Below are 25,904 nucleotides of genomic sequence, written 5' to 3'. Positions count from 1 at the left end.
TCATTTTATCAACAATCATTCCAATTTAATATATTGAAGAAAAAATTAGTAATTAAACACCCCAAACTCACTTTTTATAGTAAGTTTCTTTTCTTTTGCAGGTTTAACGCTTCCTATTATTTGAGCATCTACATTAAATGATTTTGAAATTTCAATAATGCTTTCAGCTATTTCTGGTTTTACATATAACTCCATACGATGGCCACAGTTAAACACTTGATACATTTCCTTCCAATCTGTTTTTGATTGTTCTTGAATTAGTTTGAACAATGGAGGTATTGGAAATAAATTATCTTTCACAACGTGATTTTCATCTATAAAATGAAGAATTTTAGTTTGTGCTCCACCCGAACAATGCACCATACCATGTACAGAATCACTGTTGTATTTTGATAAAATTTCTTTAATAATTGGCGCATAAGTTCTTGTTGGTGATAACACCAATTTACCGGCATCAATTGGCGAATTTTCAACAGCATCGGTTAGTTTTACGTCTCCTGAATACACTAATTCTTCGGGCACTGAAGCATCAAAACTTTCGGGAAACTTTTCAGCTAAATACTTGTTAAAAACATCATGACGCGCAGAAGTTAAACCGTTACTTCCCATACCGCCATTATACGCTTTTTCATAGGTTGCTTGCCCAAACGATGCTAAACCTACAATAACATCACCGGGTTGAATGTTAGCGTTATCAATAACATTGCTTCGTTTCATTCTGGCAGTAACTGTAGAATCAACTATTATAGTTCTTACTAAATCTCCAACATCGGCTGTTTCGCCTCCTGTTGAGTGTATTGTAACACCAAATGATTTTAATTCTGAAATAAGTTCTTCAGTACCATTTATAATTGCCGAAATTACTTCACCCGGAATTAAATTTTTGTTTCTACCAATGGTAGATGATAGCATAATATTATCTGTAGCACCTACACAAAGCAAATCATCAATATTCATAATTAAGGCATCTTGCGCAATACCTTTCCATACAGAAACATCGCCTGTTTCTTTCCAATACATATATGCCAACGATGATTTTGTACCAGCACCATCGGCATGCATTATTAAGCAATAATCTTCATCATTGGTTAAATAATCTGGCACTATTTTACAAAATGCTTTAGGAAATAACCCTTTATCAATATTTTTTATAGCATTGTGTACATCTTCTTTTGATGCTGAAACACCGCGTTGTGCATAACGTTTTGAAACTTCTTGACTCATAATGTTGTATTGTGATGCAAATTTACTTTTTTGAATTAAAAAATCCTGCTTTTTTAAAACAGGATTTTGGAAGTTTTGAACACTAGCGTGTAAATAACAATTCTCTGTACTTGGTTAATGGCCAAATTTCATCATCAACCAACAACTCTAATTTATCACAATGGTAACGTATGTTTTCAAACAATGGTTTAACATCATTACAGTAAGCCACTGCTTTATCTTCCATTTTTTCAATTTTATTTGCCTTTTTTCTAGCATCAACCATTTTGTTTACGTGGGTATTTATACCTTCAATATGTGCTGAAATTTGCTCTATTAAATTTATTTGCTCTTTAGCTACAGTTTTAAAACTTTTATCAAATATTTCTTTTAAACCTTTTACGTTTTCAATTAAAGTATTTTGATATTTTACTGCTGTTGGTACAATGTGGTTTAATGCAATATCACCCAGAACGCGACCTTCAATTTGAATGTGCTTAATGTAAGCCTCCATTTCAATTTCATAGCGTGCTCTTGTTTCAATTTCGCTCATAACGTTCATTTCTTTAAACAAATCAATTGTTTGTTTTGAAATTTTTGCTTTGAGCGCTTCGGGTGTGGTTTTGTTGTTGCTTAGTCCGCGTTTTTTTGCTTCAGTTTCCCAAGCTTCACCATAGCCATTACCTTCAAACAAAATAGTTTTGCAAGATTTAATATACTCACGCAGTACGTTAAAAACTGCTTCATCTTTCTTTAAACCTTTGGTGTCAATAAGTTTATCTACTTCAACTTTAAAATCTTTTAACTGTTTGGCTACAATGGTATTTAAAATTGTCATTGGGTTACCACAGTTGGCTGTAGAACCTACGGCTCTGAATTCAAATTTATTACCTGTAAATGCAAATGGCGATGTTCTGTTTCTATCTGTATTATCTAACAATACATCTGGTATTTTACCAATTACATTTAACTTAAGTTCAGTTTTTTCTTCGGGTGATAATTTACCTTTTGTTACACCTTGTAATTCTTCTAAAACCTTAGTTAATTGTTGCCCAATAAATACAGACATAATTGCTGGTGGTGCTTCATTGGCTCCCAATCTGTGGTCGTTACTTGCGGATGCTACCGAGGCTCTTAACAATGCTTCATGCGTATGAACCGCTTTTATAGTATTTACAAAAAAGGTTAAAAACTGCAAGTTACTCATAGGTGTTTTTCCCGGAGATAGTAAGTTTACACCTGTATCTGTAGATAAAGACCAGTTATTGTGTTTACCAGAACCGTTCATACCTGAAAACGGTTTTTCATGTAACAATACTTTAAAATTGTGGCGTGATGCTACACGACCAATAACATCAACAAGCAACGAGTTGTGGTCTACTGCTAAATTAGCTTCTTCAAAAATAGGTGCCAACTCAAATTGATTTGGCGCTACCTCATTATGCCTTGTTTTTGCAGGAATACCCAAAAGCATACATTCATGCTCTAAATCTCTCATAAAATTTAAAGCTCTGTTTGGTATAGCACCAAAGTAATGATCATCTAACTGTTGGCCTTTCGCTGAAGAGTGCCCAAGCAAAGTACGGCCTGTTAAAATAATATCTGGCCTGCTAGCTGCTAATAACTTATCTACTAAAAAATATTCTTGCTCCCAACCTAATGAAGCATATACTTTTTTTACATTTTTATCAAAATATTTACAAACATCGGTTGCTGCATTATCAACGGCATTTAGCGCTCTTAGCAAAGGTGTTTTATAATCTAGAGCTTCACCTGTATAGGCTACAAAAATAGTAGGAATACATAAGGTTGTACCATATATAAATGCAGGTGATGAAGGATCCCAGGCGGTATAACCTCTAGCCTCAAAGGTGTTTCTTATACCACCACTAGGAAAACTTGAAGCATCGGGCTCTTGTTGTACTAATTGGCCACCATCAAATTTTTCAATAGCTACACCATCGCTAACCGTTTCAAAAAACGCATCGTGCTTTTCGGCAGTAGATCCTGTTAAAGGTTGAAACCAATGTGTGTAGTGTGTTACGCCTTTGGCAAGCGCCCAATCTTTCATAGAAACGGCAACTTGGTCGGCTACATTTCTATTTATTTTTGTTCCATGCTCTACCGCATTCATAACGCCTAAAAACGCATCTTTAGTTAAATATTGACGCATAGTTTGCTCATTAAACACGTTTTCGCCAAAAATTTCAGAACGTTTTTTCTCTTCTTTTATATGAATTGGCTTGCGCGAAAGCGATGCTTTTATAGCATGAAATCTAAGTACAGACATTTGTTTAGTTTAAGTGGTTTAATTGTTAACGCAAAAATAACGATAGCGCATTAAGAAAAAAAGAGAATTAATGATTTTGCAATAATTACATAAAATACTTTACATTTTTTAATGTATACCCTAAAAAAATGGGGCATAAATAAAAATAACATAGCCATTTACTAAAACCACCCCGCAAAATTTAAAGTGTATATATAAAAGTATATATTTGTTGAAACAATATTAATTACTCATATAAATAAACATTATGGCAAAAATTAAACTGGAATACATTTGGTTAGACGGTTATTATCCAACTCAAAATATGAGAAGTAAAACCAAAGTAGAAGAACACGAAGATTTTAAAGGAACATTAGAAGAATTAAGCAATTGGTCTTTTGATGGTTCATCTACAAGACAAGCTGAAGGTGGATCTTCAGATTGTATCTTAAAACCTGTGGCTATTTACCCTGATCCAGAAAGAAGAAACGGATACTTAGTAATGACTGAAGTATTAAATGCTGATGGTACGCCACACGAATCAAACGGTAGAGCTACTATTGATGATGATGACAACGATTTCTGGTTTGGTTTTGAGCAAGAGTATTTCATTATGGATACACATACACAATTACCTTTAGGATTCCCTATTGGTGGTTACCCAGCTCCTCAAGGCATGTACTACTGTTCAGTTGGTGGAAAAAACACGCACGGAAGAGATTTAGTTGAAGAGCATGCTGATTTATGTATTGATGCTGGCTTAAACTTTGAAGGTATTAACCAAGAAGTTGCTTGCGGGCAGTGGGAATTCCAATTATTTGCTAAAGGCGCTAAAAAAGCTGGTGACGAAATTTGGATTGCTAGATATTTACTAGACCGTTTAACTGAAAAATACGGTTACTATATTGAGTACCACCCAAAACCATTAGGTAAAGATATGGACTGGAATGGTTCAGGTATGCACGCTAACTTCTCAAACAGTGTTTTAAGAACTTGTGGTTCTAAAGAAACTTATGAGAAAATTTGTGAAGCTTTCCGCCCTGTAGTAAAAGAACACATTGCTGTATATGGTGAGTTTAACGACCAACGTTTAACTGGTGAGCACGAAACACAATCTATTGACCAATTCTCTTACGGAATTTCAGATAGAGGTGCTTCAATTCGTATTCCAATTATCACTGTTGAGAAAGGTTGGAAAGGTTGGTTAGAAGACAGAAGACCAGCTGCAAACGGTGACCCATACAAAATTGCTGGAAGAATTATTAAAACTGTAAAATCTGCTAAGATTTAATTATAAAGATTAAATTTTGTTCATAATAAAAAAGCACTTTCAATTGAAAGTGCTTTTTTAATTTATATAGTTTAATGTTTAAAATATTCTAAAATACGTTACTAGTTTCTTGTAAATAATAAAAACATTAACACACCGTAACCAGCTACTAAAAACATTCCTTTTAATCTGCTAATTTGCATACGCTTTGGCAAAAACACTAAAGGAATTAACACAGCTGCAAAACCTAACATCCAAAAAATATCATTTGTTAAAATAGTAGGCTCAGTTACTGGTATTGGTTTTATAATTGAAGTTAAGCCTAAAACAGAGCCTATATTAAATATATTTGAGCCTATTAAATTACCCAAAGAAATAGCCTTTTCTTGTTTAGCCGCTGCAATTACAGAGGCCGCTAATTCTGGTACACTTGTACCAATAGCAATTAAAGATAAACCTATTACACCTTGACTTACACCAACAGCTACAGCAATTTCTTCGGCGCCTTTAACAAGCCATTCACTACCAAAATACAAAGCTGCAGCTCCAATTAACAACCAAACAATAATTTTAAAATTTGAAACAATAGCCAAAGCATCATCAACCTCTTCAGTAACAACATCTTTTTTAGCACTTCGAATTAAAATAAATAGAAATAAAAGCAATCCTAAAAAAAGAACAACACCTTCAAAAGCAGATAATACATTGTCGTTTTTTAAAAAAACATATAATAACATTGAAAACACCATCATAACAGGCCAATTAAGCTTGTAAAAAGACGCATCAACAGCAATAGCTCCAACCATAGCTGTTACACCTAACACCAAACCTATGTTGGCAATATTTGATCCTACTACATTATTTATTGCAATAGCTGGCGAACCTGACAATGCTGCATTTAAACTAACTAAAAGCTCTGGTGCTGATGTTGCAAATGAAACAACCGTCATACCTATTACCATTTTAGAAATGTTAAACTTAAATGATAATGCCACTGATGACCGAACTAAAAACTCGCCTCCTACTACTAATAATATAAAACCAAGAATTACCCAAAGTATACTCATAAACATCTATTTTCTGCGAATATAAACCAAAGTAAAAAGCAACATAAGAAATGTGAAATTTTTTTTCAGTAGTATTAATTTAAATAATGAAAATTGAAAAAAATAGAATTAAATTAATAAAACACTCCTTAAGTTTTCAAAACCGTCACAAAAAACCCCTACAAATATTACAAATTGAAACAAAAAACTCATTAACACATAACACTAAAAAACATAAACCAAGCTAGTCACTTAAACCACAAAAGCAAATTCTCTTTTTTACTTACAACTCTATATGCAATTTCATCGATTTTTGGTAAAACGTTTGGAACACATATTCTTAAATATATATCTTAAAAAAACATTGATAAAAATATACTTTTTACTAACCTTAAAACCTTTAAAAATATGATGACTGCTGTTAAAGTAATAGTTGATTTAGTAATTACAATTATCACTTCAATCTAAATCAATTAAAAAAGTAAAACTTAGTCTAGAATAAGTTTTACTATTTTTACACTAAAACATCACTTTAATGAAAAAGCAAGTATTTAAGGTTTTAGCAAAAGTTAACAAAGCCATTTTACCAAGCTACACAAAAAAAAGATTAGATATTGTTAATGCAAATAAATTCCAGTTAGCTATAATTGGTTGGCGTTGGTATGTTACAAAAAATGCTTTAGATTAATTTTTATTTAAAGACTCATAATCTTCAGGAGTATCTATATCCGTTAATACTTCTTCTGATTTAGGAGTAACAGAAATAACATTAAAAATACTGTTATTTAATACATCCTTAGCACCTTTATCTCCTTTTAAATTTGTAAGATATTGGAAAGCCTTCTTCGGAAAAATAGCCGGAACACCGTGCTTACCTCCATAATTTGAAGCTATAATACTATCTGGGTTGCTAGCAAAGGTATTCACAAGCAAATCAATATAATTTACGTTTACAAACGGTTGATCACAGAGCATTATTAAAACTGCATCTAATTGTTTTTCTAATGTTTCTAGGTAATTTATTCCTTTAACAATACTAGTACTTAAACCTTCTTTCCATTTAGGATTATCTATAAAAGTAATTTGACTACTAGAAACCGTCTTTTTTATATTTTGAGAGTTGGCCCCTAAAATACAATACACCTCTTTAATCTTAGAGTTTAAAGCCTGTGAGATAGCATGTTCTAAAAGTGTAGCGTTTTTAAACGGAAGTAATTGTTTAGGTTTACCCATTCTAGAAGCATTACCAGCTGCCAATATAATTACAGAAACAGTCACTTTAGCAGTGTAATTTACCATTAAGTGTTTTTAATGAAAAAGGTTCTCTACCTCTATTTACTGCTAAAATTTCAGAAAGAATAGACAATGCAATTTCTTCGGGTGTAATAGCTCCTATGTTTAAACCTGCAGGACTGTGAATACTTTCTATAAAACTTTCTTCTAAATCTTCTATGTACTCAAATAATTCGTTTTGAAGCTGTTGTCTTCGTTTAACCGATCCTAAAATACCAATATAAGCGAGTTTACAATCTTTCAGTTTTAAAAGATATCGTAAATCTTGAGCATAATTATGAGTCATTAAAACTACTGAACATTCAGAATCTATTTTAGAGGTATTGAAAACTTCTGGAGTACTAGCAATAACCTGTTTTGCTCCGGGGAAATCTTTTAATTCTTTTGGGTCACTCATAGATGTTACCACATCAACCTCCCAACCTAACAACGAGGCCATTTTACATAGTTTAACAGCATCATGCTCTCCACCAATAATTAACAATTTAAAGCAAGGTGGTAGGTTTTGCGAAAAATGTTTTAACCCTTCATTTTTTTGCTTCGGAAGAAATGCATCATTAAACTTAAACGCACTATTATTAAAGGTTATAACCGAACCAAAATGACCAATAGCATCATCTTCTTTTTTAAAATAAGATTCAATGTTTAATGATTTTCTATTTTCTATATTATGAAAAAATGCTGTTTTAAGCGCTTCTGAAACAAAAAAGGGTTCAATTAAAATATATAGTGAACCTTCACAACCTAAGCGATAACGTCCGTCATAAACCATAACCTTAGATTCTCCTGATGAAAATACCGATTGCGCTCTTCTTAAAACCTCTTTTTCAACACAACCACCACTAACTGCACCAACCATGATTCCTTCTTCTGTAATAAGCATTCTAACTCCTGGTTTTCGGTATGAAGACCCTTCTAAATCAACCACTGTAGCAAGCACACTTTTTTTTGCTTGCAATTGATTTTGAAGAGCAGCTTCTATGATTTGCTTTAACTCGTGGGTCATTAATTTTATGTTTAAAACTTAAAAATACGCATTATATTTATTTTACAATTTATCTGTGTAAGTATTAAAAAACATTTTTATACTTTTTTTTGCTTTTTCACTTAAATTTTTCTGATTCTGTAGATACCAACACACCCGTATAGCAATTAGAAAATAGTTTTATAAAAGAGGAATCAAAGCACTATTTATAATTTCTGAATTCAGATTATTCTCCTCTATAATACTCAGAAAAACAGAAAATTATTGAAATGATTTTATGTGATGTATGTCTTCGCCAAAACTGTCTAAATATTCTTTAGTAATGTTGTGCTTGCTATACTGAAGTGATCGTAAAACAGCTATTCTTTGAAGTTTATCACTTTTAATAAATAGTAATTTTAATGCTGTTTCATAAACCTCTTGCGGTAGTTTTCCAAATATTGAATACAAGACTTTATTAAAATAGAATTTATTATATGGATTCAATTTTAGTTTATTTTAAACTGATCTTAAGATTTGCGCTTTGATAAAACTAAACTTTACCGAGTAAAGAATGCCCTATTTATTGGGGAGATATCACTTGGCAGTGTTCATGTAGCAAGGCATAGACCACGAAAAAAATGAAGTTAGAAAGAGATAAAAACCTAACTAACTTCATTAATTCTGTATAAAATAATATCCTATTTATTCAGTTAACTTTTTAATAATATGTGTTATTCTATTAAAATTGAACTTTTAGTTTTTTATTATTGGTTTTTAAAGCTTTTACATCAAAATATCTAATTGGAGTATCACCCTCACCTATTTCTATGGTGTAAGACCCCAATTCTAATACCTTAGGATGGTATACTTTACCTTTAATTCTTAAAGAAGAAACCACCTCTCTATTACTACTTTTTCTAATAGTAACAACTTGGTCTTTTTTAGACATTTCTAGAATAGGTAATTGATAGAATTTTTTTGGGTTAAAATTATCAAATTGTGATATTGTCACTGGCCAATCTTTATACTGCTTGTGGTTTGGATTTGATATATCTATATTTCTTGGCCAACACTCAAAAGTTATTGTTCTTTGCGGCTTATTGTATTTAATTACACCAAAACCAGCTACTCTAGTAGATAACTTACCACCTTCACTAATCTCTTCATTTGAAGGATTTGCAACAGCTTTTACAGTTATTTTATTCTGAAACCCGTCATGAAAATCTCCTGTATAATAAGGAGCGCCCTTTTCTCTATTTTTACCAGGCTCTTTAGGATCCCACCAACGCATCCAATAATTGGCAATAGCTGGGGTAACAAAAGAATACCCTGCATCGCCCCAATCGTCAATTCCATGTTTTACTACTGTACCCAAATGTTGATCTCCACCAACCATAGTTGAAAAACTCTTTCTAATAACAGATAACGCCTTATTCCTTCCAGATTGTGGCCAACCATTAGTGTCAAAATCGGCTATTATTTCTTTATCATGCTTGCCTGTGTAGTTATTTACCATAGCAAATACTGTTTGAGAAAGTACAGATTTCATTTCTGCATCCTCCCAATCTGTTGTCCATGCTTCTAAAAATTTTAATTGACGGTCTCCTAGCAGTTTGGCATTAGGAATATCTAATTTCCTAGTATCTATATCCGGGTCAAAAAGCGCATCTCTTGTACCATTTGGAAAAATATCTGGGGCATATTTTGGTAAATCAAGTAAACCAGATTTAAACTTTCTATCTTCTAAAATTGCAAAGCTCATTCCTCCCCATTTTAAATCTGTATAATATACGCCAATGCCCTGTTCTATGGGTGTAGCGTCATACGGATCGGGTAAATGACTTGTTTGAGCTCTTTCAACTTCTTTCACATATTCTGCTGGCATGTAATATCCTCCTGAAATACCGCTTCTCGTTTCAGTTTTTTTTCCGTTAGCTCCCCAGATGTTTCCTTGGCCAACATCATGATCATCAGTTATACAAATTGTTGGTGTATTACGTATAACGTCTCCAAAATCTCTACCAAACTTAAGCCAATACAAATAATGCTGACTATGATCATAAACTTGATCTCCTGAAAAGAAGATTAAATCTGGGTTTAATTTTTTTATATTATTTACTAAATCTGTTCTAGGAATATCACCTCCGTGTTCAGGGTAAATTGAATTACATGTAAGTGCTGCTAAAATAAATTCATCTTTATCTTTTGGGTTTTTACGAATAATTCCTTCATAAAAAGCTTTGTTATTATGAACTACTCTATAGTTTACTTCTTTTGAGTCATCCCATTCATTAACTCTAAATAAAGCGGTATACCCTGGATATCTAATTGGCGATTTAACTATTTGTACCCATTGTCCGTTTTTTTCAATCTCTAAAACTGCTTCAAAAGGTTCAAAGTTTTTAATGGGGTAAAATTGTGCCGTTAGTTTTAGTGTACTTTCATGTACTGTATACATTGTAAAACATATTCTATCAGCAGGATTTATATTTTTTGGCAAAGAGAGTAACTCTTGGCCTTGAATATTCAGAATTACTAATAAAGTTATTAATAGACTAATACTTTTTTTCATTGTTATAATATTATGATTAAGATAGATGGATATTATTAAAAACAGGTTTTTAGATGTAAAAAACTAGCAGAACAAAAACTGAACGATACAGCTTTTATTAAATCTTGAAAAAAAACTATTACTTTTTTGTCCAAACCCTAATATAATCTACATACATACTTGTTGGCATACCTTGTAATTGTTTTTTAGCTTCTTCGTCTTCTAAAGGATTTACCGCTCTATTGGCATTGTTAGAAAACTTTACAAATGGGCGGCGTAATCCCAATGAAGCCGTCACATTCATAGGACGGTACCAATCAGTATTTGATTTTCTGGCAATTTCTTTGCCATCAACATACCAAATAATTTCAGTTTCGTTAACTTCACAACCGTAAACATGATAATTTTCACTTGGGTCATCAGGTAAACGGTATTTATTTAATTGTGTTTCAGGGTATTTTTTTGGACGAAACCAAACGCCTTTACCGTTAACTTTTTTTACCAAGTGTAAGTTATGGTCTGAATCTCTTATATCATCTTGGTGCCCGTTATGCCAATCGAATTGCTGTAATTCAACTACATCAATCTCGCAATAAATAGTTTTACCCTCTTGGGCTTCTTTATCAAAATTACTATATAGCCAAAAGGATGGGCAAACACCATAACCATTTTTGGGTCCGGGCACATTAATAACTGCTCCCTTAATTCTTGCCTCTACATAACCTGTTGTAAAAGTTTCTTTTGATTTTAGAATACCTGATTTAAAATACGTACCGTTATCTGATACATTGTTTTTGTTATGGCGCATTGTTAATTGTGCCACACCGTTTTCAAGTATTACATTTTGTGTATTATTCCATTTCCAACCTGTAGTGTTGGGTAAATTTGAGGTTTTAAACCACTTGTTCCAGTTAACTTGGGCATCATTAAACTCATCAGATAAGCTAGAAACCATTACCCAATTATTAGTTGTACTACGCTCAGATAATGGCTTAAAATTATCATTTAAAACCACTTGTTTTGTTTTACAGCTTGAAACTATTAGCAACAAAACCAATATGCTTATACATTGTTTTTTCAACAGATATTAATTTTTATTTTACTTCAAGTAATAACACGTCTTCTGAAGCTAGGTTAAACGTTGTATTAACTGTATTTCCTGTCATTAAATTTTTAATAGAATTTATGGTTCCTGATTTTAATGATAATGTAATTTTTGCTGTATTGTTACCAACGTTTAGTAAATTAACCAAATACGAGCCATCATTTTGTTTAACAACACGCGATACTGTAGTTTTAAAATCTTGCCCATTATCTGAGGTTACAACAACATCTGGCATAACATTAGCTACTTCAGCTAAAGCTTTTAATTTAATTTCAGAAATACTGGCATTTTCTAAAACAATTAGTTTACCATTACCTGCTTGTAATTTTTGGCTACGTTTTTTACCATATTCATCCATTGAAAGGCTTTCTTCTGAATCTAAAATAACAGTACCACCATTATTTAAATATGTTTGTAATGCAGCAAACTCATTATTAGTTACATACTTTGTATTATAAACAACTACGGTATTCCAGGTGTTATTATCTTGCTTTTCAATGATATTTTTGGTGACAAAACCAAGTGACAACCCTTCAAAAAACAACGATTTATATAGTTTAGTAGTTTCCGTCATGTATTTATTAGTGTTTATTGCTGATGTTTCAGAATAAAATAAACGTAACGGGCGGGGTTGTTTACGTAATTCAATAATTTCTTCAGAAAAAGAATTTAAGTCATACATAACCTGTGTAACTTCATTAGTTACATGTGGCTGCATATTGTTTGATCCTGCGTAGGCGCCACCTAAACCTGGGTCAAAGAAATTTAATTCGCCTTCCAACCTATCTTCTGGAGATCCGTCTGGGTCACGTGCCCAAAACCAACCGGTATTAGCATCCATACCCATTAAAGTTGCCAACCAATACACGTTACGTACATAACTTGTTCTAGTGTCTAAATCTCTCCACATGCCAGATGATAAGAAATGAGACTCAGAATTCACATTGATTTTATTTGGTGCTACAGATTCTAGAAAATCGTGTAAAATAGCCATTCCATCCCATTTATAAGCATATTGAGCGGTCCAATCAGATTTTATGTGCGGACGAATACTAGCACTACCTAATGCTTTGGCATCATGCCCAATCATGGTTGTGAGTTCTGTTAATGCTTCAAAATCCATTCCGTGTGAACGAGCATCTTCATAAAACGTTCTTGGAAATAATTTTATATGCGTATCTGCTTCTGGGTTTACGGTATGTAGTTCATTTTGCATAAATGTAAACCAATTTGTACTACGGTGCATGTTGTATCGACACCAATCAAACCAAATTGGTTTTCCTCTTAAAGCTGTATCAATAGGAATTTCAATTGTAACAGCATCAAAACTTTTAAATGTAGTTTCCCAGTTTGAGTTTAGCGTTGCTAAGTTATTATTGTATTTATTTTTTAACCATGCTCTAAAATTATTTAAGGTGTATTTTGAAATACCATTCATTTCTTTATACCTGTAAGTCCAATGATCTTTTTCTGAAAACCAATGTGGTTCATTTGCAAAAACATAGCCTAATTCAGTAACTTTTTTACCTTTTGTAAGTGTACCTGTTTTTCTAATAATTTTGCCCCATAAATCTCGTGCCAAAGGGTTATCAATATCAAAACCAGTAAATAAAGAACGCCCTTTTCTAATTTCAGGTTCTTTCTTTTCTACCCATTCTGGAATACCCATAGACCAGTAGTATAAAAAACCTATGTTTGTATCAGGAATTCCTGTGAGTTCCTTCATCAATTCTTCATTAAAAGTACCATCTTCATTTAATAAAAATGAATTTATTGCACGGTCATGATCTATAGGATATAAGTTTTCGCCTCCATGATATAATGCTCCTAAATGATCATTATAAACATCGGTATTTGTTAAGGGCTGCCCCACGGTTTTTGAAAAATAGTCGTAGGGAAATGATGGTTTACCATTACTTACAAACATATTATCTGCAGCTTTAGCATTTTGCCAATCTACTTTATTTACAGGACGGCGCTTAGTTTCGCCATTAAGTTCTTTATTTAAATCTGCAATACTTTTATCTAAAATTTCAATTACTTTTTGGCGCTCAAAATTTGGTAATGCTTTGGCTAAAGAATCTTTTTTTGGCGCATAGTAACGCTCATAACCAAAAAGTCTAGTTATGGCTTCTTGGTTATTTTCATCCCAATTAGCAAATTTTAAAAATTGATTGGCAAACCATAGTGTTGTTTCTTCACGGGCAACATCAATAGATTTACTTTTGGCTTTATCCATTAAAGTTTCTAGTTCGCTAATTTTATTTAGTGCTTGTTGCTCTAATGTAGCTTCTTCTTTAGCATTATTACAGCTAGAAAAACTAGCGAATAACAGCACACTTAAAAAGCATTTTACAACTATTCTTTTCATGAGTTTTTAGTTTAATTTATCGTGTTTATTGTTTTTTTGATTTACCTACAAAATAGGTTTTATTTAATTTTTTTATTTCAAAGGAAGTTGTTTCTCCATTACTCCAAGTTATTTTGGCAGCATCAACAGTGGTTTCATCACCCAAACCAACATGCAAATATGTATTAAGTCCCTGAGAATACGATGATGATGTAGCCCCAACTACACGTTTATAAATTTTGTTTTTTACTTGTAACCTCAAAACAGCGCCAATAGCTGAAGCTTTACCCGATGGCGAACTACCAACATTTACAACTACGTAGTTATTTTTTTGTTTTAATTTATTGGTAAATAAGTGCCATTTACCACGTTCATTGGCATAAATAATATCTAAATCGCCATCTTTATCAAAATCAAACGCTTCTGCTCCCATGCCGGTGCTTCCGCGCTCATTTCTAACTATGCCGTGAGTTTTTGAAAGCTGAAATGCTTTACCATTATTATTTAAATATAAGAATTGCTCAATTACCGAAGCCGATTTTCCATAACGTACCACAAACATATCTGCCCACCCATCATTATTAAAATCGCCTACAGCTGTACTTGTTGTTTGTTCATTAATATTAATACCTAATTGTGCAGTAACATCAACAAACTTTCCGTTTCTATTTTCTAACAACTTAGCCGGAAGCGCTCTAAGTTTAATGGTTTTAGGTGCTTCAATTACGTTGTGAATAACCGCTGTTGTTGGAGCATTAGTAAAACCACCAATACGCCAATAACCATTACCTAAATAACCTATGTATAGCCCTTTTTTTGAAGTATCATTTGGCCAACCTTTTGCTTCTTGTTGCGTAAGTATTAAATCATGGTGCCCGTGTTGATCTTTGGTACGCTTAAAAAGTGTTTTATTAGCACCAATAAATACATCAAAATGCGGATACGCCATTTGAAGGTTTTCAATTTTTAAGTTACCATTTACTTTTATACTATCATGTTGAAAAGGTTTTCGTCTGGCTAAAAAATAAAATGTTTTATCTTCAGTATTGTAATCTGCTTCAGAATCAAACGGGTGTTTTGCTCTGGTTAGAAACACATCAAAATCTCCATCATTATCAAAATCTATTTCAGAAACACTGCTTACTAGGTTTGTATTTGAAATATTGCCCAAAACATTATTAGTTACATCGGTAAAACCAAAATTGTCTTCACCTTGAACGGCAATTATTTTACTTCCGCCATAAAACAGAAAATCTTTAATGTTATCATTATTAAAATCTGTAATTGTGGCTCTCATATTAAACCTATCGGCGTAGGGTAATAATTTTTCAAAAGCGAAGTATTTAGGTGTGTCTTTTCTATATAAAAAATGAGCTTTTTCATATTTATTTTTTGCTGGAAATGCCGATAAAATTAAATCTAACTCGCTATTATTATTGGCATCAAAAAACTTTACAGCACGTCCACGGCTAGCTTCAAAATGTTTAAACTCTGTTTCTTTTGAAATAGTTCTATCTAAATTTATGGTATAAGCCCTTAATTTTCTTGGGTTTTTACCATCACCACCTCCGGGTTGCACCAATACGTCTAATAAGCCATCATTATTATAATCGGCAACCGTCATGCCATGAGTATCACCAAAAATAAATGGTTCACCCTTTTCAAATTTACCTGTATTATTCCAATACAATTCTACTCTACGAGAATGCTCTATTAATAACAAATCTAGCCAACCATCTTGGTCTAAATCTGCTATAACTGCGTTATCAAATTTCCTTCGAGACCTATCTTCAAAAGATACAACTTCAGAATCTTCAAAAAATGAAACATCTTGAATTTGTTGTGCTTTACAGGCAAAAAAAGACAGACCAAACAACAACCATAAGTTATATTTAATGTTTTTATTCATATTTAATTAATTACAACTTTTGATGTAGCAAATGTGTTACCCGACTGAATTTTAAACAAATACACCCCTGATGGTAAATTTAAACCATCAACTTTTTTTACCCTTGTTTCTTTTTGAAAACTTTTAACCAAATTACCTGCCATATTGAAAACAGTAATGGTACCATTTAATGGCGAATTAATATGCAAGCTATTTTGGGTTGGGTTTGGGTAAATTGAGAAATTTACAGTATTATTTTTTGCTGTACTAAGTGTATTGGCAAATGTTATATCATCTACATAAAACAAAGCTTGAGACCCCGAAACATTGGCCGATTGTAGCATAAATCTAATTCTATCTCCGTTTGTTATACTTTGGTTTGAAGCGGCACTACGGCTAAATATTTTTGATACTTCTACCCATTGCCCTTTTTGTACGCCAGAAACATCAATATCAATTACCGTCCATGGGTTTTCTAAAATCATTCTTAATGAACTTATTGATGTACTTGGGTCTATCCAAACCTTAAAGTTAACTTGATTACTGCCTGCAGGTAAATTTAATGACCCGTAAGGTGTAAATGTTGTGTAATTACCTGAAAATGTTCCTGAATGTTGAAAACGTAAACTAAAATCACCAGATGCTGATTTTTCATTTTTTATACGCCATTTAGCTGCTGGCCCATTCCACCAATTTTGACTTCGCCCTTGAAAGTAAAAAGGGCCTTCAAAACCTAGTGCATTAAAATTTGGTGTGGTTATGTTTTTTTGCCATATTCTCACATAATCTATTTTAAACGCTGTTGGTGAAGTTAAGTCTGCCTGAGCCGGTAAACCGTACCAATAGAAAACCTCAGAATCTAACCAAAGCTCTTGTGGGTAATCGTGCCTCCATTGATTATTAGCCTCTAAAGATTGACGTGTTACTTCCCTTAATAAATTACCATCAAAATAGGTTCTTATATAATCTTTATCCCATTCAAAACCGTAAATATGATAATCTTCAGCTAACCTAACGCCCATATCATTTTCAACTTTCCAATTTTGATGATTTGAAGGAATATCTGGATCCCAATTAATCATATTGGTTCTTTGCTTTCTTTCTATAACTGCGTTGGTACCTTCTGGGTTCCCAATAGGTCTTTTACCGTAATTTTCAACCATATCAATTTCAGAATGGTATCCTGTTGTCCAAAAAGCAGAAGTAACAGGAGCATCGGCTATTTTAGCTCTAATTTCCATATAGCCATACCTAAAATAGGTTTCACTCATAACACAAGCCTGAGTAATTGGTTTACTATTATCTGCGCTAGTTGCTGTACCTCCGTAGTAAGTACCATCTTGTTTTTCATTAGCAAATGTAAATGTTGGCTCCCATTGGCTGGTTAAAACCAATTCTCCCCCTTCAACTTTAACGTTATGAGGTGCAAACTGCCCTGGAGCCCTACCTTTCCATTTATTCCTGTAATCTCCATTTTCACCTAGTATCCACCATTTAGATTTATCTAATTCTGGAGTATTAAATTCGTCACTAATAGTTGTATTTAAAATCCAACCTTGACTGTTTGAAGGGTCGGTAAACGGGTTTTGAGCTAATAAAGCATGTGTAAAGCATACTGCTAATACAAAGTATAAGTGGTGTTTTAGTTTGTTGGTTTTCATTTTTTCTTTTCTTTTTTTTACTTCGGAAGGTTGCCTTTCCAACCCTTATTAAATTGTGCTAATAATTGTTTTACTAGTTCTGGATTTTCATTGGCTATATTTTTAGTTTCACCTGGGTCTGTTTTATGGTCATACAACTCATAAAATAATGGTTCAGTATTTTTATTTATATAGTCTTTCCATACAATAAACCTATAGTTTTCAGTACGCATAGCATAACCCATTAAGTTATTTTCAAATAAATCTCTATTCCATTTATCTCCCATTTGTGCTTTAATTTTATCTTCTACCTCTTCAATTAATGGCCCAAAATAGGTTTCTCGCATACCTTGTGATAGAGGGTTTGCTGCCCACTCACGTAATGCAGGCGTTGGAAATTGACTAAACGCGGCTTGTTTCCATGCTTTTTTAGGGTTATTTAAAAGTGGTGCAAAACTATAACCTTCTAAATGTTCTGGTTTTTCTAAACCAGCTAACTCACATAAGGTTGGATACATATCAACCAACTCAACCAAAGCGTTAGATTTTACCCCGCGTGTATCTTTTGGCATATTTGGTGTCCAGATCATTAATGGAACACGTGTAGCAACTTCATAATTGGTAGCTTTACACCAAATACCCATATCGCCTAAATGAAAACCATGATCACTCCAAATAATTATAATGGTATTATCTCTAACTCCTGCTTCATCAAGTGCATCAATCATTTTACCAATTTGGGCATCAATGTAGCTTACACAAGCTAAGTATGCATGTTTTAAAATTCTAGCTTGATCATCTTTAATAGGCCCTTTTTTAGGTATACCGTATCTAGCGCGAAGCTCAAAAGACGGATGTAAACCCATGGTTGCTCCGTTTTCAGGAGCTTCTGTTAATGTGGCTAACTCAATATCTTCTGGGTTGTATAAATCCCAATATTTTTTTGGTGCTAACCAGTTTAAATGCGGTTTTTTCATACCCATGCCTAAAAAAAACGGTTTATTTGGATTTTTTTGAAGCATATCTTTCATTGTAGCAATAGCTAATTCAGCATTATAACCATCTTCATAAAAGGTATCTTCCACATCGGCTTTTTCATAAGCAGGCCCTTTACCTAAGCCATTTCTTGGTGCATTTGGCCCATACTTAGCAATAACTTCTGCCGTTGCTTTTTTTGAAAATTCTTGGTTTTCTGGCAATGCGTAACCGCCTGGTGTATTACTTGGTTTTATTGTCATTTTATCATAAGCCGGTTCTCTACTCCATGATTTTTCTTGGTCTGCCCAAGCTGGTTTATGATATATTTTTCCTGTATGAACAGTTTCATAACCATTATTTTTGAAGTGCTGAGACAAGGTTACAATATCTGGATTAGCTTCTCTAAAATATGTGAAGTTTTCAATAACATTGATAGTTTCGGGTCTTGCCCCCGTCATTAAACTAGCGCGTGAAGGACTACAAATAGGTTCTTGGCAGTAGGCATTATTAAATAATAACCCTTGAGATGCAAACTTATCAAAATTTGGAGTTATTGCTATTTCAGATCCGTAAGCACCAATTTCTGGCCTTAAATCATCAATAGCTAAAAAAAGAATATTTGGTTTTTTAGCTGGTGTTTCTCTAGGCTCTTCTTTAGATTTACACGCAACTATAATAGCAAACAAAAGCACTATTTTAAGGAATTTCATAATCAAGGAAATTTATTAAATAACATCCTTCAAATTACGAAAAAATAAACCCTTAAAACAGTGCTTTAGTTACCTTAAGCTTATATTATTTTAACTTGTTTTGTTACAATTTTGGTTTCAATTAAAAGTTATACCTTAACAAACTACTACTTTATTTGCAGTGTTATTTCTTGTGTTTCAAAACCTTCGGACTTAGCTTTTACTTTAACTGTGCCAGGATTTAGGTTAGATTGTAAAATCATTAAAGCTCTACCTTTTGCACTTGTTAAACTATTAGATTTAAAATCTTGAATATTATTTCTTGCACCATTATCTACACCTAAAACTCTGGCATCACCGTCAACTTCAAACTCAAATTTTGCATTTTCAGTTTTAACTGGCAAACCATTTGCATCAACCAATTGTACCACAAAATGAGATACATCATACCCATTTGCCTCTAAGATTGTTTTATCGGCTGTTAGCGTAAAGCCAACTGGTTTTGATGTTGTTTGTATTTGAGCTGTAACTTTTTGCGAACCAAAACCTGCTTTAGCTGTAAGCGTACCTGCTTCAAATGGAATTGTCCAACGGAATAGCCTATCAGGACTTTCAGACATGCTTCTACTACCCAATGAACGACCATTTAAAAACAGCTCTACAATAGAGTAGTTTGAACACACCTCTACAACTACCTGTTCACCTTCTTCATAGTTCCAATGCATGTTAGAGTCTCTCCATTTGTAGGCGTTACTATTTTCTGGTAATTGCTGGCCAGAAATTCCGGTTTGCTTGAAACCAGATTTAGCAACGGGTAAAGTACCAATAGAAATATGAGGCTCATCTACCCAAATGCTTTTAAAATAATTCCAACCTTGATATTTAAAACCAGCTAAGTCTAATAAATCTCCCCAACCACTTTTTTCAGGCCAATCTCCATCACGCTCACCCATATAATCAATACCTGTCCACATAAAAATACTGAACACGCCAGGGTTTTCTAGTACTTGCTTCCAATCATCCCAAGTTCCTGGGTTTTCGTTAATGGTTATATGTCTATCTGGCCAATGTTTATTAGCCCAAGCAATATCTAAATTTCGGTAACTAAACCCTGAAATATCAACAGCATTGGCATACCCACTAACCATACTTGTTTGCGGCACTACCATATTGGTTGTTAATACTCTGGTAGGGTCTAAAGCCCTTGTCCATTTTGCTAATTTATGTGCTGTTTCAGTTAAAATATGTTCTCCTTTTTTAGCAGCATCATAATTAGCTTTAATTTCTTCAGGTGATAAAATAGGCGCACTACCCCAATAACCACCAGCTGCTTGTGGATTATTAGGATCTTTCCAGAAACCAGTATCATATCTGTAATGTAAATATGTCCATTCAATTTCATTACCAATACTCCATTGAAATACTGATGGGTGATTTCTATCGCGCAACATAGTACGTGTTAAATCACTTTTTGCCCATTTTTGAAAATGTTCAACATAACCGCGGGTAATATAATCTGTATTTCTATCATGGTAATTTTTACGTTTATCTTTGGCATAATCCCATTCATCAAAAAATTCATTTTGAACTAGAATTCCCATTTCATCACATAACTCTAAAAATTCTTCTGAATATGGGTTATGAGCTGTTCTAATAGCGTTTACACCACAGGCTTGTAATGCTTGTAAACGACGTTTCCAAACACCTTTAGGAACAGCAGCCCCAACCAAACCAGCAGCATGGTGCAAACAAACACCTTTAACTAATGTTGGTTCTTCATTTAAATAAAAGCCCGATTTAGCATCAAAACGTAAACTTCTAATACCAAAAGGCGTTGTGTAAGTATCTAACACTTCTCCTTTATGCACAATGCTAGTTACTGCTTTGTACATGTTGGGGTTTTTAGTATCCCATAATTTGGGGTTTAACACCGAAAAATCTTGCGTAAACACTTGTTTATTGTTGCCTTTTAACGTTAGCTTATCTTCTTTTAATGCAACCTCGTTTCCTGTATTATCAATGATTTTAGTAACTAAAGTGAATTTGCTTTTTTTAGACCACTGATTATTAACAGTTGTTTCTAAATTAATGGTTGCTTTTTCTTTAGTAGCAACGGGTGTTTTTATAAATGTACCCCAAACAGGAATATGTAATTTATTTACAGTAATTAATTTTACATTTCTGTAAATACCTCCGCCAGTATACCAACGCGAGTCTGCATACCTTGAATGATCTACATGAACTGTTAAAATGTTTTCTGATGTTTTATTTAAATGCGGTGTTAAATCAAAATAAACAGGTGAGTATCCGTATGGGTTTTCGCCTAATTTTTTTCCATTCAGCCAAAAAGTAGCATTGTTATATACACCATCAAACAACACATAAACATTTTTATTATCAGTATTTCCTTGTAGTTTAAAATGCTTTTGATATAACCCAACACCACCTGGTAAATACCCTGTACAGCCTTCAAATTCTTTACTAAAAGATTGCTCTACACCAAAATCATGCGGTAATCTTATATCGCGCCAATTAGTATCGGCTATTGGAATTGTTGTAGGAAGTGTTGTATCATCTTGTAAATGAAACTTCCAATTAAAATTAAAATCTGTTTCTCTATTACTAGTGTTTATTGTTTCTTGTGCCCAAGTAAAAAAACAAAAAGTAAGTAATAAAAGTGAGGTTAAATTACGCTTGTTCATTTTAAAGTTTAGTTTAAGAGTATGCAATTTAATTAAGATTTAGTATTTTTTACTCTTACTCATATTAAAAAAAGCGCTGTCTAGTTTATGTATAGTCTTTATAAATAGTTTTTATTAGAAAAAGCTATGTTAATTTATCATTTGTTTCCTAAAAAAAACGTTTTGTTAGCCAAATTAAATGTTTTGTTTATTACTTCACCGTTTATCCAGGTAACTTTAACGTGTATTAATTTATTGCATGATGAAAGGCCAAAATGCACTAAATTATTGTGCCCTTGTGAGTATTGGGCATTTGTAGTGCCTATTCTGTATGTTTGATTTACTCCACAAGAAGACATAGTTACTTTAGCGCCTAACGGAGACACATTGTTTTTAGGAGATTTACCAACTTTAATATTAATAAATTTATTATTTGATGTTTTTGATGATAGATTTTTAAACAAGTGCCATTTACCACGTTCATTACCCATTACCACATCTACACTACCATCTTCATCAAAATCTACAACCTCAACAGCCATACCTAAAGCACCTAAATCATTTGTAATTACACCATGCTTTTGTTGTAAATAAAACCCTTTATTATTTGTATTTACGTATAACAAGGCTTCGTTTTTATAAACTAACTCGCCTCTTTTTATTACTAAAATATCTTTTAAGCCATCATTATTAAAATCTGCCACAGCACTAGCCACAGCGTGTTCTTTTTTTATGGTATTCAATTTATGTGATGCATCTTTAAATGCACCTTTTTTATTTTCTAATAGAATGTTTTTAAACCCTTCATTATGCTTGTGCTTTTTATAATTAGATACATTGTGAACAACGCCTGTTGAAGGGGCCCACAAATAACCAGCAATACGCCATTTTTTATTGCCAACGTAACCAATATACCAGCCCTTTTTTTCTTTGTAATTTGTATTATCTGGAAAACCTAAAGCGTTACTATTTACTAATTTTATGTTTTTACCAGAATGTGTTTCGCCTTCAAAATCATAACTATAACCAGTTTCACCTAAAAAATAAGTATCATTATTTGGCCATTGAGACTGCATATTTTCTAGCTTTAAAACATCACCCGTTTCAAAATCATCAAACTCAAATTGCCCTCTGGTTGTAAAAAAGCCTACTGTTTTTTCTGCTTCATTATAAAAGGTTTCCCCTTTTTCAAATTCATTTTTGCCTCTGGTTATAAACAAATCAAAATCTCCATCATTATCAAAATCTATTTCGCTTATACTTGTAGTTTCCTCAATATCAAAAGGAAAAATATTTTTAGTAACTTCGGTATACGTTAAATTGCCATTACCTTTAAAAGCGGTGGTTTTACCACTTCCGTATAAAATAATATCTAAAACATTATCATTATTAAAATCTGTTACTAGAGTTTTTTGTCCGTTACCTTTTATTGCTGGAAGAGTATCATGTAATATAAGCTCCCCATTAGTATTATTTTTATAGATATAATTTTCTGAAGCGCCTTTTTTTGAGGCATCGGGAAACGCAAAGTTTAACAAATCTAAATATCCATCATTATTACCATCAATAAATTTTACGGTACGCCCACGCATTAAGGCTAAGGGTTCTTTAAAATCTGGTAGAGGAACAAACTCACGCCCAACTACGCGGTACATTTTTGAGTTTCTGGCATTGCTACCCGAACCACCTCCGCGAGACATGATAACCTCTATGTGCCCATCTTTATCAAAATCGGCAATAGAAACACCGTGTAAATCGCCCATAATAATATCATAAGGTTTAGCAAATTTTCCGTTATTATTCCATTGTACTTGAATACCAAAACCATGGTCATTTATTAATAAATCTTGATAGCCATCTTGATCTAAATCTGCAACTACCGGCGCATCCCATTTACGTAAGTTTTTTTCTTGACGCGGAAAGTTTACATCTTCTGAAAAAACTATTAAATTATTGTTATTTGAATTATTTTGAGCTGTTATTTTAGTAGTAATAATGATTAAAAGTAATGCAACTAATAGTAAATGACACACTGTATTTTTACTTTGTTTCATGGTTTGTTTTTGATTTCTGAAATTTTACAAATAATGCGAATTTCAAAATAACTCTTTTTTAAATAACATCTTGTTTTAAAAATTACCTTATGCTTGCGCTATTTTACCAACTTAATATGTTGTTTAAATAAAAAAACTGAGAACTTTCGTTCTCAGTTTCCTATCTAAACTAAACTAAACAATATGATTTATGAATTAATTACATGAACCACAGTTTATATTTTAATACCCATCATTTTGAATAAGGGCAGGTGCTTTATCTATTTCTAATTGTGGTATTGGTAAATAGTAGTGCTTGTTAAACCAAGGCCTGTTTATTACCGTATACTCTTCATGCACCAAGTTACCACCAGCATCTTTAGTCCATTTTAAACCTTTAATATCAAAACCTAAGTTACCAGGGTTCATCCAGCGTCTTTCATCAAAAAAGTTGTGTCTTTCAAAACATAACTCTATACGTCTTTCTCTTTTTATAGCTTCTTTTAAAGCATCGCCACTAGATGTTATTTCTGGCTGAAGCGCTCTGGTTGATACTCTGTTTAAATATGTTCTAGCAATAGCATCATTACCTAGTTCTGCATTTGCTTCAGCATAGTTTAAGTATATTTCTGCCAACCTGTACAGTATGTATGGGCGCGACGGTGACAAATCTGTTAATCCTACGCTTTCATCTTGAAATTTACGAATATTATATCCTGTTTTTGATGAATGTAACACGTTACCTAAACCTCTAGGAGAGTCTAAACCATCATTAACTTCATTCACATCTAAAGCATAATCAACAGCTCTACCCCTAAATATTGCTCCTTGGTAATTTAAGTTTGCATAATAACGCATTTCTCTGTTATCATTTGGGTTTGCAGGATCATAAGTAGCATCGTTTGTGGTAGTTCCATCGGCCATATTAAACTCTAAAGCAAAGTTATGTGTTGGCGATGATAATGCCCAACCACCATAACCACTAGGAGCTTGTGTTTGGTTTGGTAAAGAATTTACATCTAAACCAAAATCATAAAACTCACCAAATGGCCTTGCAAAAAGAATATCTTGATTAGCTTCTAAAAATAGTTTTCTGTAATCTTCTGCACTATTTACGGCAATTAAATCTCTATCACCTACCATATCAATGACTTCTTTAGCAGCATTAGCTGCATCTTGCCATTTTGTTGCCTTAGTATAATCATACATTGGACCACTTGGTTCTGTACTTGGGTCATGTAATTTACTAGCCGCATACAGTAGCGTACGAGATTTTACTGCTAATGCTGCTAATGCTGTTGCTCTACCAAATTCTGCAGCATCTCTAGTTGCTGGTAAAACTGTTGCTACTTCATTTAACTCTGCAACAATAAAATCTACACACTCTTCATAGGTATTTCTTGGTATGTTAAATTCATCATTTAAACCAAGAGCTTTATCTAGCAATGGTACCCCACCATGTAATGCAATTAATTTTGAATAGATATTAGCACGAAGAAACTTCATTTCTGCTTTTAAACTGTTTACTTTATCTGGGTTTTCTTGCATAGCGCCGCTATTATCTATTCTATCTAGAAACTCATTAATTTCTCTAATAAATTGGTAATAGTCTCTCCATTTATTTCCAAAATCACCCATGTTTAAAGAGTTCCAACCGTTACCTCTTAAACGTAACCTATCTAAATCTCTAAAATTAAATTTAGCTTCAAATGAACCTGCTTCTAAATTATATCTTCTAGACCACCAAATGGTTTTGTTTAAGCCCCAACTTTCTGTGCTATTGTATGCAGAATATACAAGTCTTTCAACCTGATCTGGGTCATTATACACTAAATCTTCACCAAAGGCATCTAGTGCTGTTGTATCTAAAACATCATCACAACTTGTAAATGTTACACAAGCAGTAATAATACAAACTATAATTAGCTTTATATTTTTCAT

Annotated in this window: 17 protein-coding genes; 2 read left to right on the top strand and 15 right to left on the bottom strand. The window is 32.9% G+C overall.

The annotated features are described in order from the left end of the window. Positions 1–45: 45 nt before the first annotated feature. Positions 46–1,224 (bottom strand): AIR synthase related protein, encoded by a 1,179-nt coding sequence (locus tag FUA26_RS11910; protein ID WP_147136263.1) that lies wholly within the window; start codon positions 1,222–1,224, stop codon positions 46–48. 82 nt (positions 1,225–1,306) lie between these two features. Beyond that, the gene (locus tag FUA26_RS11905) at positions 1,307–3,493 is read right to left on the bottom strand and encodes a glutamine synthetase III family protein (RefSeq protein WP_147136259.1); all 2,187 of its coding nucleotides are present in this window, start codon (positions 3,491–3,493) and stop codon (positions 1,307–1,309) included. A 247-nt stretch (positions 3,494–3,740) separates the two neighbouring features. Between FUA26_RS11905 and FUA26_RS11900 the strand changes: the two genes are divergently transcribed. Further along, a complete protein-coding gene (locus FUA26_RS11900) occupies positions 3,741–4,763 on the top strand; it encodes a glutamine synthetase beta-grasp domain-containing protein (protein ID WP_147136256.1) in 1,023 nt (340 codons plus the stop codon). Positions 4,764–4,864: 101 nt separating this feature from the next. On the opposite strand, the gene FUA26_RS11895 is transcribed toward FUA26_RS11900, so the two are convergent. Next, positions 4,865–5,809, bottom strand: a complete 945-nt coding sequence (locus FUA26_RS11895; RefSeq protein WP_147136253.1) for a calcium/sodium antiporter — start codon at positions 5,807–5,809, stop codon at positions 4,865–4,867. Positions 5,810–6,323: 514 nt separating this feature from the next. Here FUA26_RS11895 and FUA26_RS11890 point away from each other — a divergent pair. Further along, on the top strand, positions 6,324–6,476 hold the full coding sequence (locus FUA26_RS11890) for an SsrA-binding protein (protein ID WP_147136250.1): 153 nt from the start codon (positions 6,324–6,326) through the stop codon (positions 6,474–6,476). On the opposite strand, the gene FUA26_RS11885 is transcribed toward FUA26_RS11890, so the two are convergent. The 12 genes from FUA26_RS11885 to FUA26_RS11830 all read right to left on the bottom strand — a co-directional run bounded on the left by FUA26_RS11885 (position 6,473) and on the right by FUA26_RS11830 (position 25,904). Beyond that, positions 6,473–7,066: a nucleotidyltransferase family protein gene (locus FUA26_RS11885; RefSeq protein WP_186826911.1), complete on the bottom strand. Its 594-nt coding sequence runs from the start codon at positions 7,064–7,066 to the stop codon at positions 6,473–6,475. The two genes, FUA26_RS11890 and FUA26_RS11885, sit on opposite strands and share 4 nt — an antisense overlap. A gap of 1 nt (position 7,067) precedes the next feature. After that, entirely contained in the window at positions 7,068–8,087 is a 1,020-nt protein-coding gene (locus FUA26_RS11880) for an XdhC family protein (protein ID WP_147136243.1), read from the bottom strand. Between the two features lie 240 nt (positions 8,088–8,327). Then, positions 8,328–8,516, bottom strand: coding sequence for a hypothetical protein (locus FUA26_RS11875; protein ID WP_186826910.1), 189 nt, complete (start codon positions 8,514–8,516; stop codon positions 8,328–8,330). Between the two features lie 271 nt (positions 8,517–8,787). After that, positions 8,788–10,620, bottom strand: coding sequence for a metallophosphoesterase family protein (locus FUA26_RS11870; protein ID WP_222611762.1), 1,833 nt, complete (start codon positions 10,618–10,620; stop codon positions 8,788–8,790). Between the two features lie 118 nt (positions 10,621–10,738). Beyond that, the gene (locus FUA26_RS11865) at positions 10,739–11,650 is read right to left on the bottom strand and encodes a family 16 glycosylhydrolase (RefSeq protein ID WP_147136236.1); all 912 of its coding nucleotides are present in this window, start codon (positions 11,648–11,650) and stop codon (positions 10,739–10,741) included. A gap of 43 nt (positions 11,651–11,693) precedes the next feature. Beyond that, positions 11,694–14,075: an alpha-amylase family protein gene (locus FUA26_RS11860; RefSeq protein ID WP_222611761.1), complete on the bottom strand. Its 2,382-nt coding sequence runs from the start codon at positions 14,073–14,075 to the stop codon at positions 11,694–11,696. 25 nt (positions 14,076–14,100) lie between these two features. Then, positions 14,101–15,963: a CRTAC1 family protein gene (locus tag FUA26_RS11855; protein ID WP_147136232.1), complete on the bottom strand. Its 1,863-nt coding sequence runs from the start codon at positions 15,961–15,963 to the stop codon at positions 14,101–14,103. A 2-nt stretch (positions 15,964–15,965) separates the two neighbouring features. After that, entirely contained in the window at positions 15,966–17,603 is a 1,638-nt protein-coding gene (locus FUA26_RS11850; RefSeq protein WP_147136230.1) for a T9SS type A sorting domain-containing protein, read from the bottom strand. A gap of 17 nt (positions 17,604–17,620) precedes the next feature. Further along, on the bottom strand, positions 17,621–19,270 hold the full coding sequence (locus tag FUA26_RS11845; RefSeq protein WP_147136227.1) for a sulfatase: 1,650 nt from the start codon (positions 19,268–19,270) through the stop codon (positions 17,621–17,623). A 146-nt stretch (positions 19,271–19,416) separates the two neighbouring features. Continuing rightward, complete coding sequence (locus FUA26_RS11840; protein ID WP_147136224.1) at positions 19,417–21,951, bottom strand: glycoside hydrolase family 2 TIM barrel-domain containing protein; 2,535 nt, start codon at positions 21,949–21,951, stop codon at positions 19,417–19,419. A gap of 137 nt (positions 21,952–22,088) precedes the next feature. Then, a complete protein-coding gene (locus FUA26_RS11835; RefSeq protein WP_147136221.1) occupies positions 22,089–23,984 on the bottom strand; it encodes a CRTAC1 family protein in 1,896 nt (631 codons plus the stop codon). Between the two features lie 222 nt (positions 23,985–24,206). After that, positions 24,207–25,904, bottom strand: coding sequence for a RagB/SusD family nutrient uptake outer membrane protein (locus FUA26_RS11830; protein WP_147136218.1), 1,698 nt, complete (start codon positions 25,902–25,904; stop codon positions 24,207–24,209).

This window comes from Seonamhaeicola algicola, assembly GCF_007997385.1.
Classification (GTDB): domain Bacteria; phylum Bacteroidota; class Bacteroidia; order Flavobacteriales; family Flavobacteriaceae; genus Seonamhaeicola; species Seonamhaeicola algicola.
Note: the sequence above shows the minus strand (reverse complement) of the source record. Positions and strands in the feature narration are given on the sequence as shown.

What these genes read in the sequence shown, in the direction of transcription:
- FUA26_RS11910 (WP_147136263.1), bottom strand. Translation starts at nt 1,224, where the DNA reads ATGAGTCAAGAAGTTTCAAAACGTTATGCACAACGCGGTGTTTCAGCA.
- FUA26_RS11905 (WP_147136259.1), bottom strand. Translation starts at nt 3,493, where the DNA reads ATGTCTGTACTTAGATTTCATGCTATAAAAGCATCGCTTTCGCGCAAG.
- FUA26_RS11900 (WP_147136256.1), top strand. Translation starts at nt 3,741, where the DNA reads ATGGCAAAAATTAAACTGGAATACATTTGGTTAGACGGTTATTATCCA.
- FUA26_RS11895 (WP_147136253.1), bottom strand. Translation starts at nt 5,809, where the DNA reads ATGAGTATACTTTGGGTAATTCTTGGTTTTATATTATTAGTAGTAGGA.
- FUA26_RS11890 (WP_147136250.1), top strand. Translation starts at nt 6,324, where the DNA reads ATGAAAAAGCAAGTATTTAAGGTTTTAGCAAAAGTTAACAAAGCCATT.
- FUA26_RS11880 (WP_147136243.1), bottom strand. Translation starts at nt 8,087, where the DNA reads ATGACCCACGAGTTAAAGCAAATCATAGAAGCTGCTCTTCAAAATCAA.
- FUA26_RS11870 (WP_222611762.1), bottom strand. Translation starts at nt 10,620, where the DNA reads ATGAAAAAAAGTATTAGTCTATTAATAACTTTATTAGTAATTCTGAAT.
- FUA26_RS11860 (WP_222611761.1), bottom strand. Translation starts at nt 14,075, where the DNA reads ATGAAAAGAATAGTTGTAAAATGCTTTTTAAGTGTGCTGTTATTCGCT.
- FUA26_RS11855 (WP_147136232.1), bottom strand. Translation starts at nt 15,963, where the DNA reads ATGAATAAAAACATTAAATATAACTTATGGTTGTTGTTTGGTCTGTCT.
- FUA26_RS11850 (WP_147136230.1), bottom strand. Translation starts at nt 17,603, where the DNA reads ATGAAAACCAACAAACTAAAACACCACTTATACTTTGTATTAGCAGTA.
- FUA26_RS11845 (WP_147136227.1), bottom strand. Translation starts at nt 19,270, where the DNA reads ATGAAATTCCTTAAAATAGTGCTTTTGTTTGCTATTATAGTTGCGTGT.
- FUA26_RS11840 (WP_147136224.1), bottom strand. Translation starts at nt 21,951, where the DNA reads ATGAACAAGCGTAATTTAACCTCACTTTTATTACTTACTTTTTGTTTT.
- FUA26_RS11835 (WP_147136221.1), bottom strand. Translation starts at nt 23,984, where the DNA reads ATGAAACAAAGTAAAAATACAGTGTGTCATTTACTATTAGTTGCATTA.
- FUA26_RS11830 (WP_147136218.1), bottom strand. Translation starts at nt 25,904, where the DNA reads ATGAAAAATATAAAGCTAATTATAGTTTGTATTATTACTGCTTGTGTA.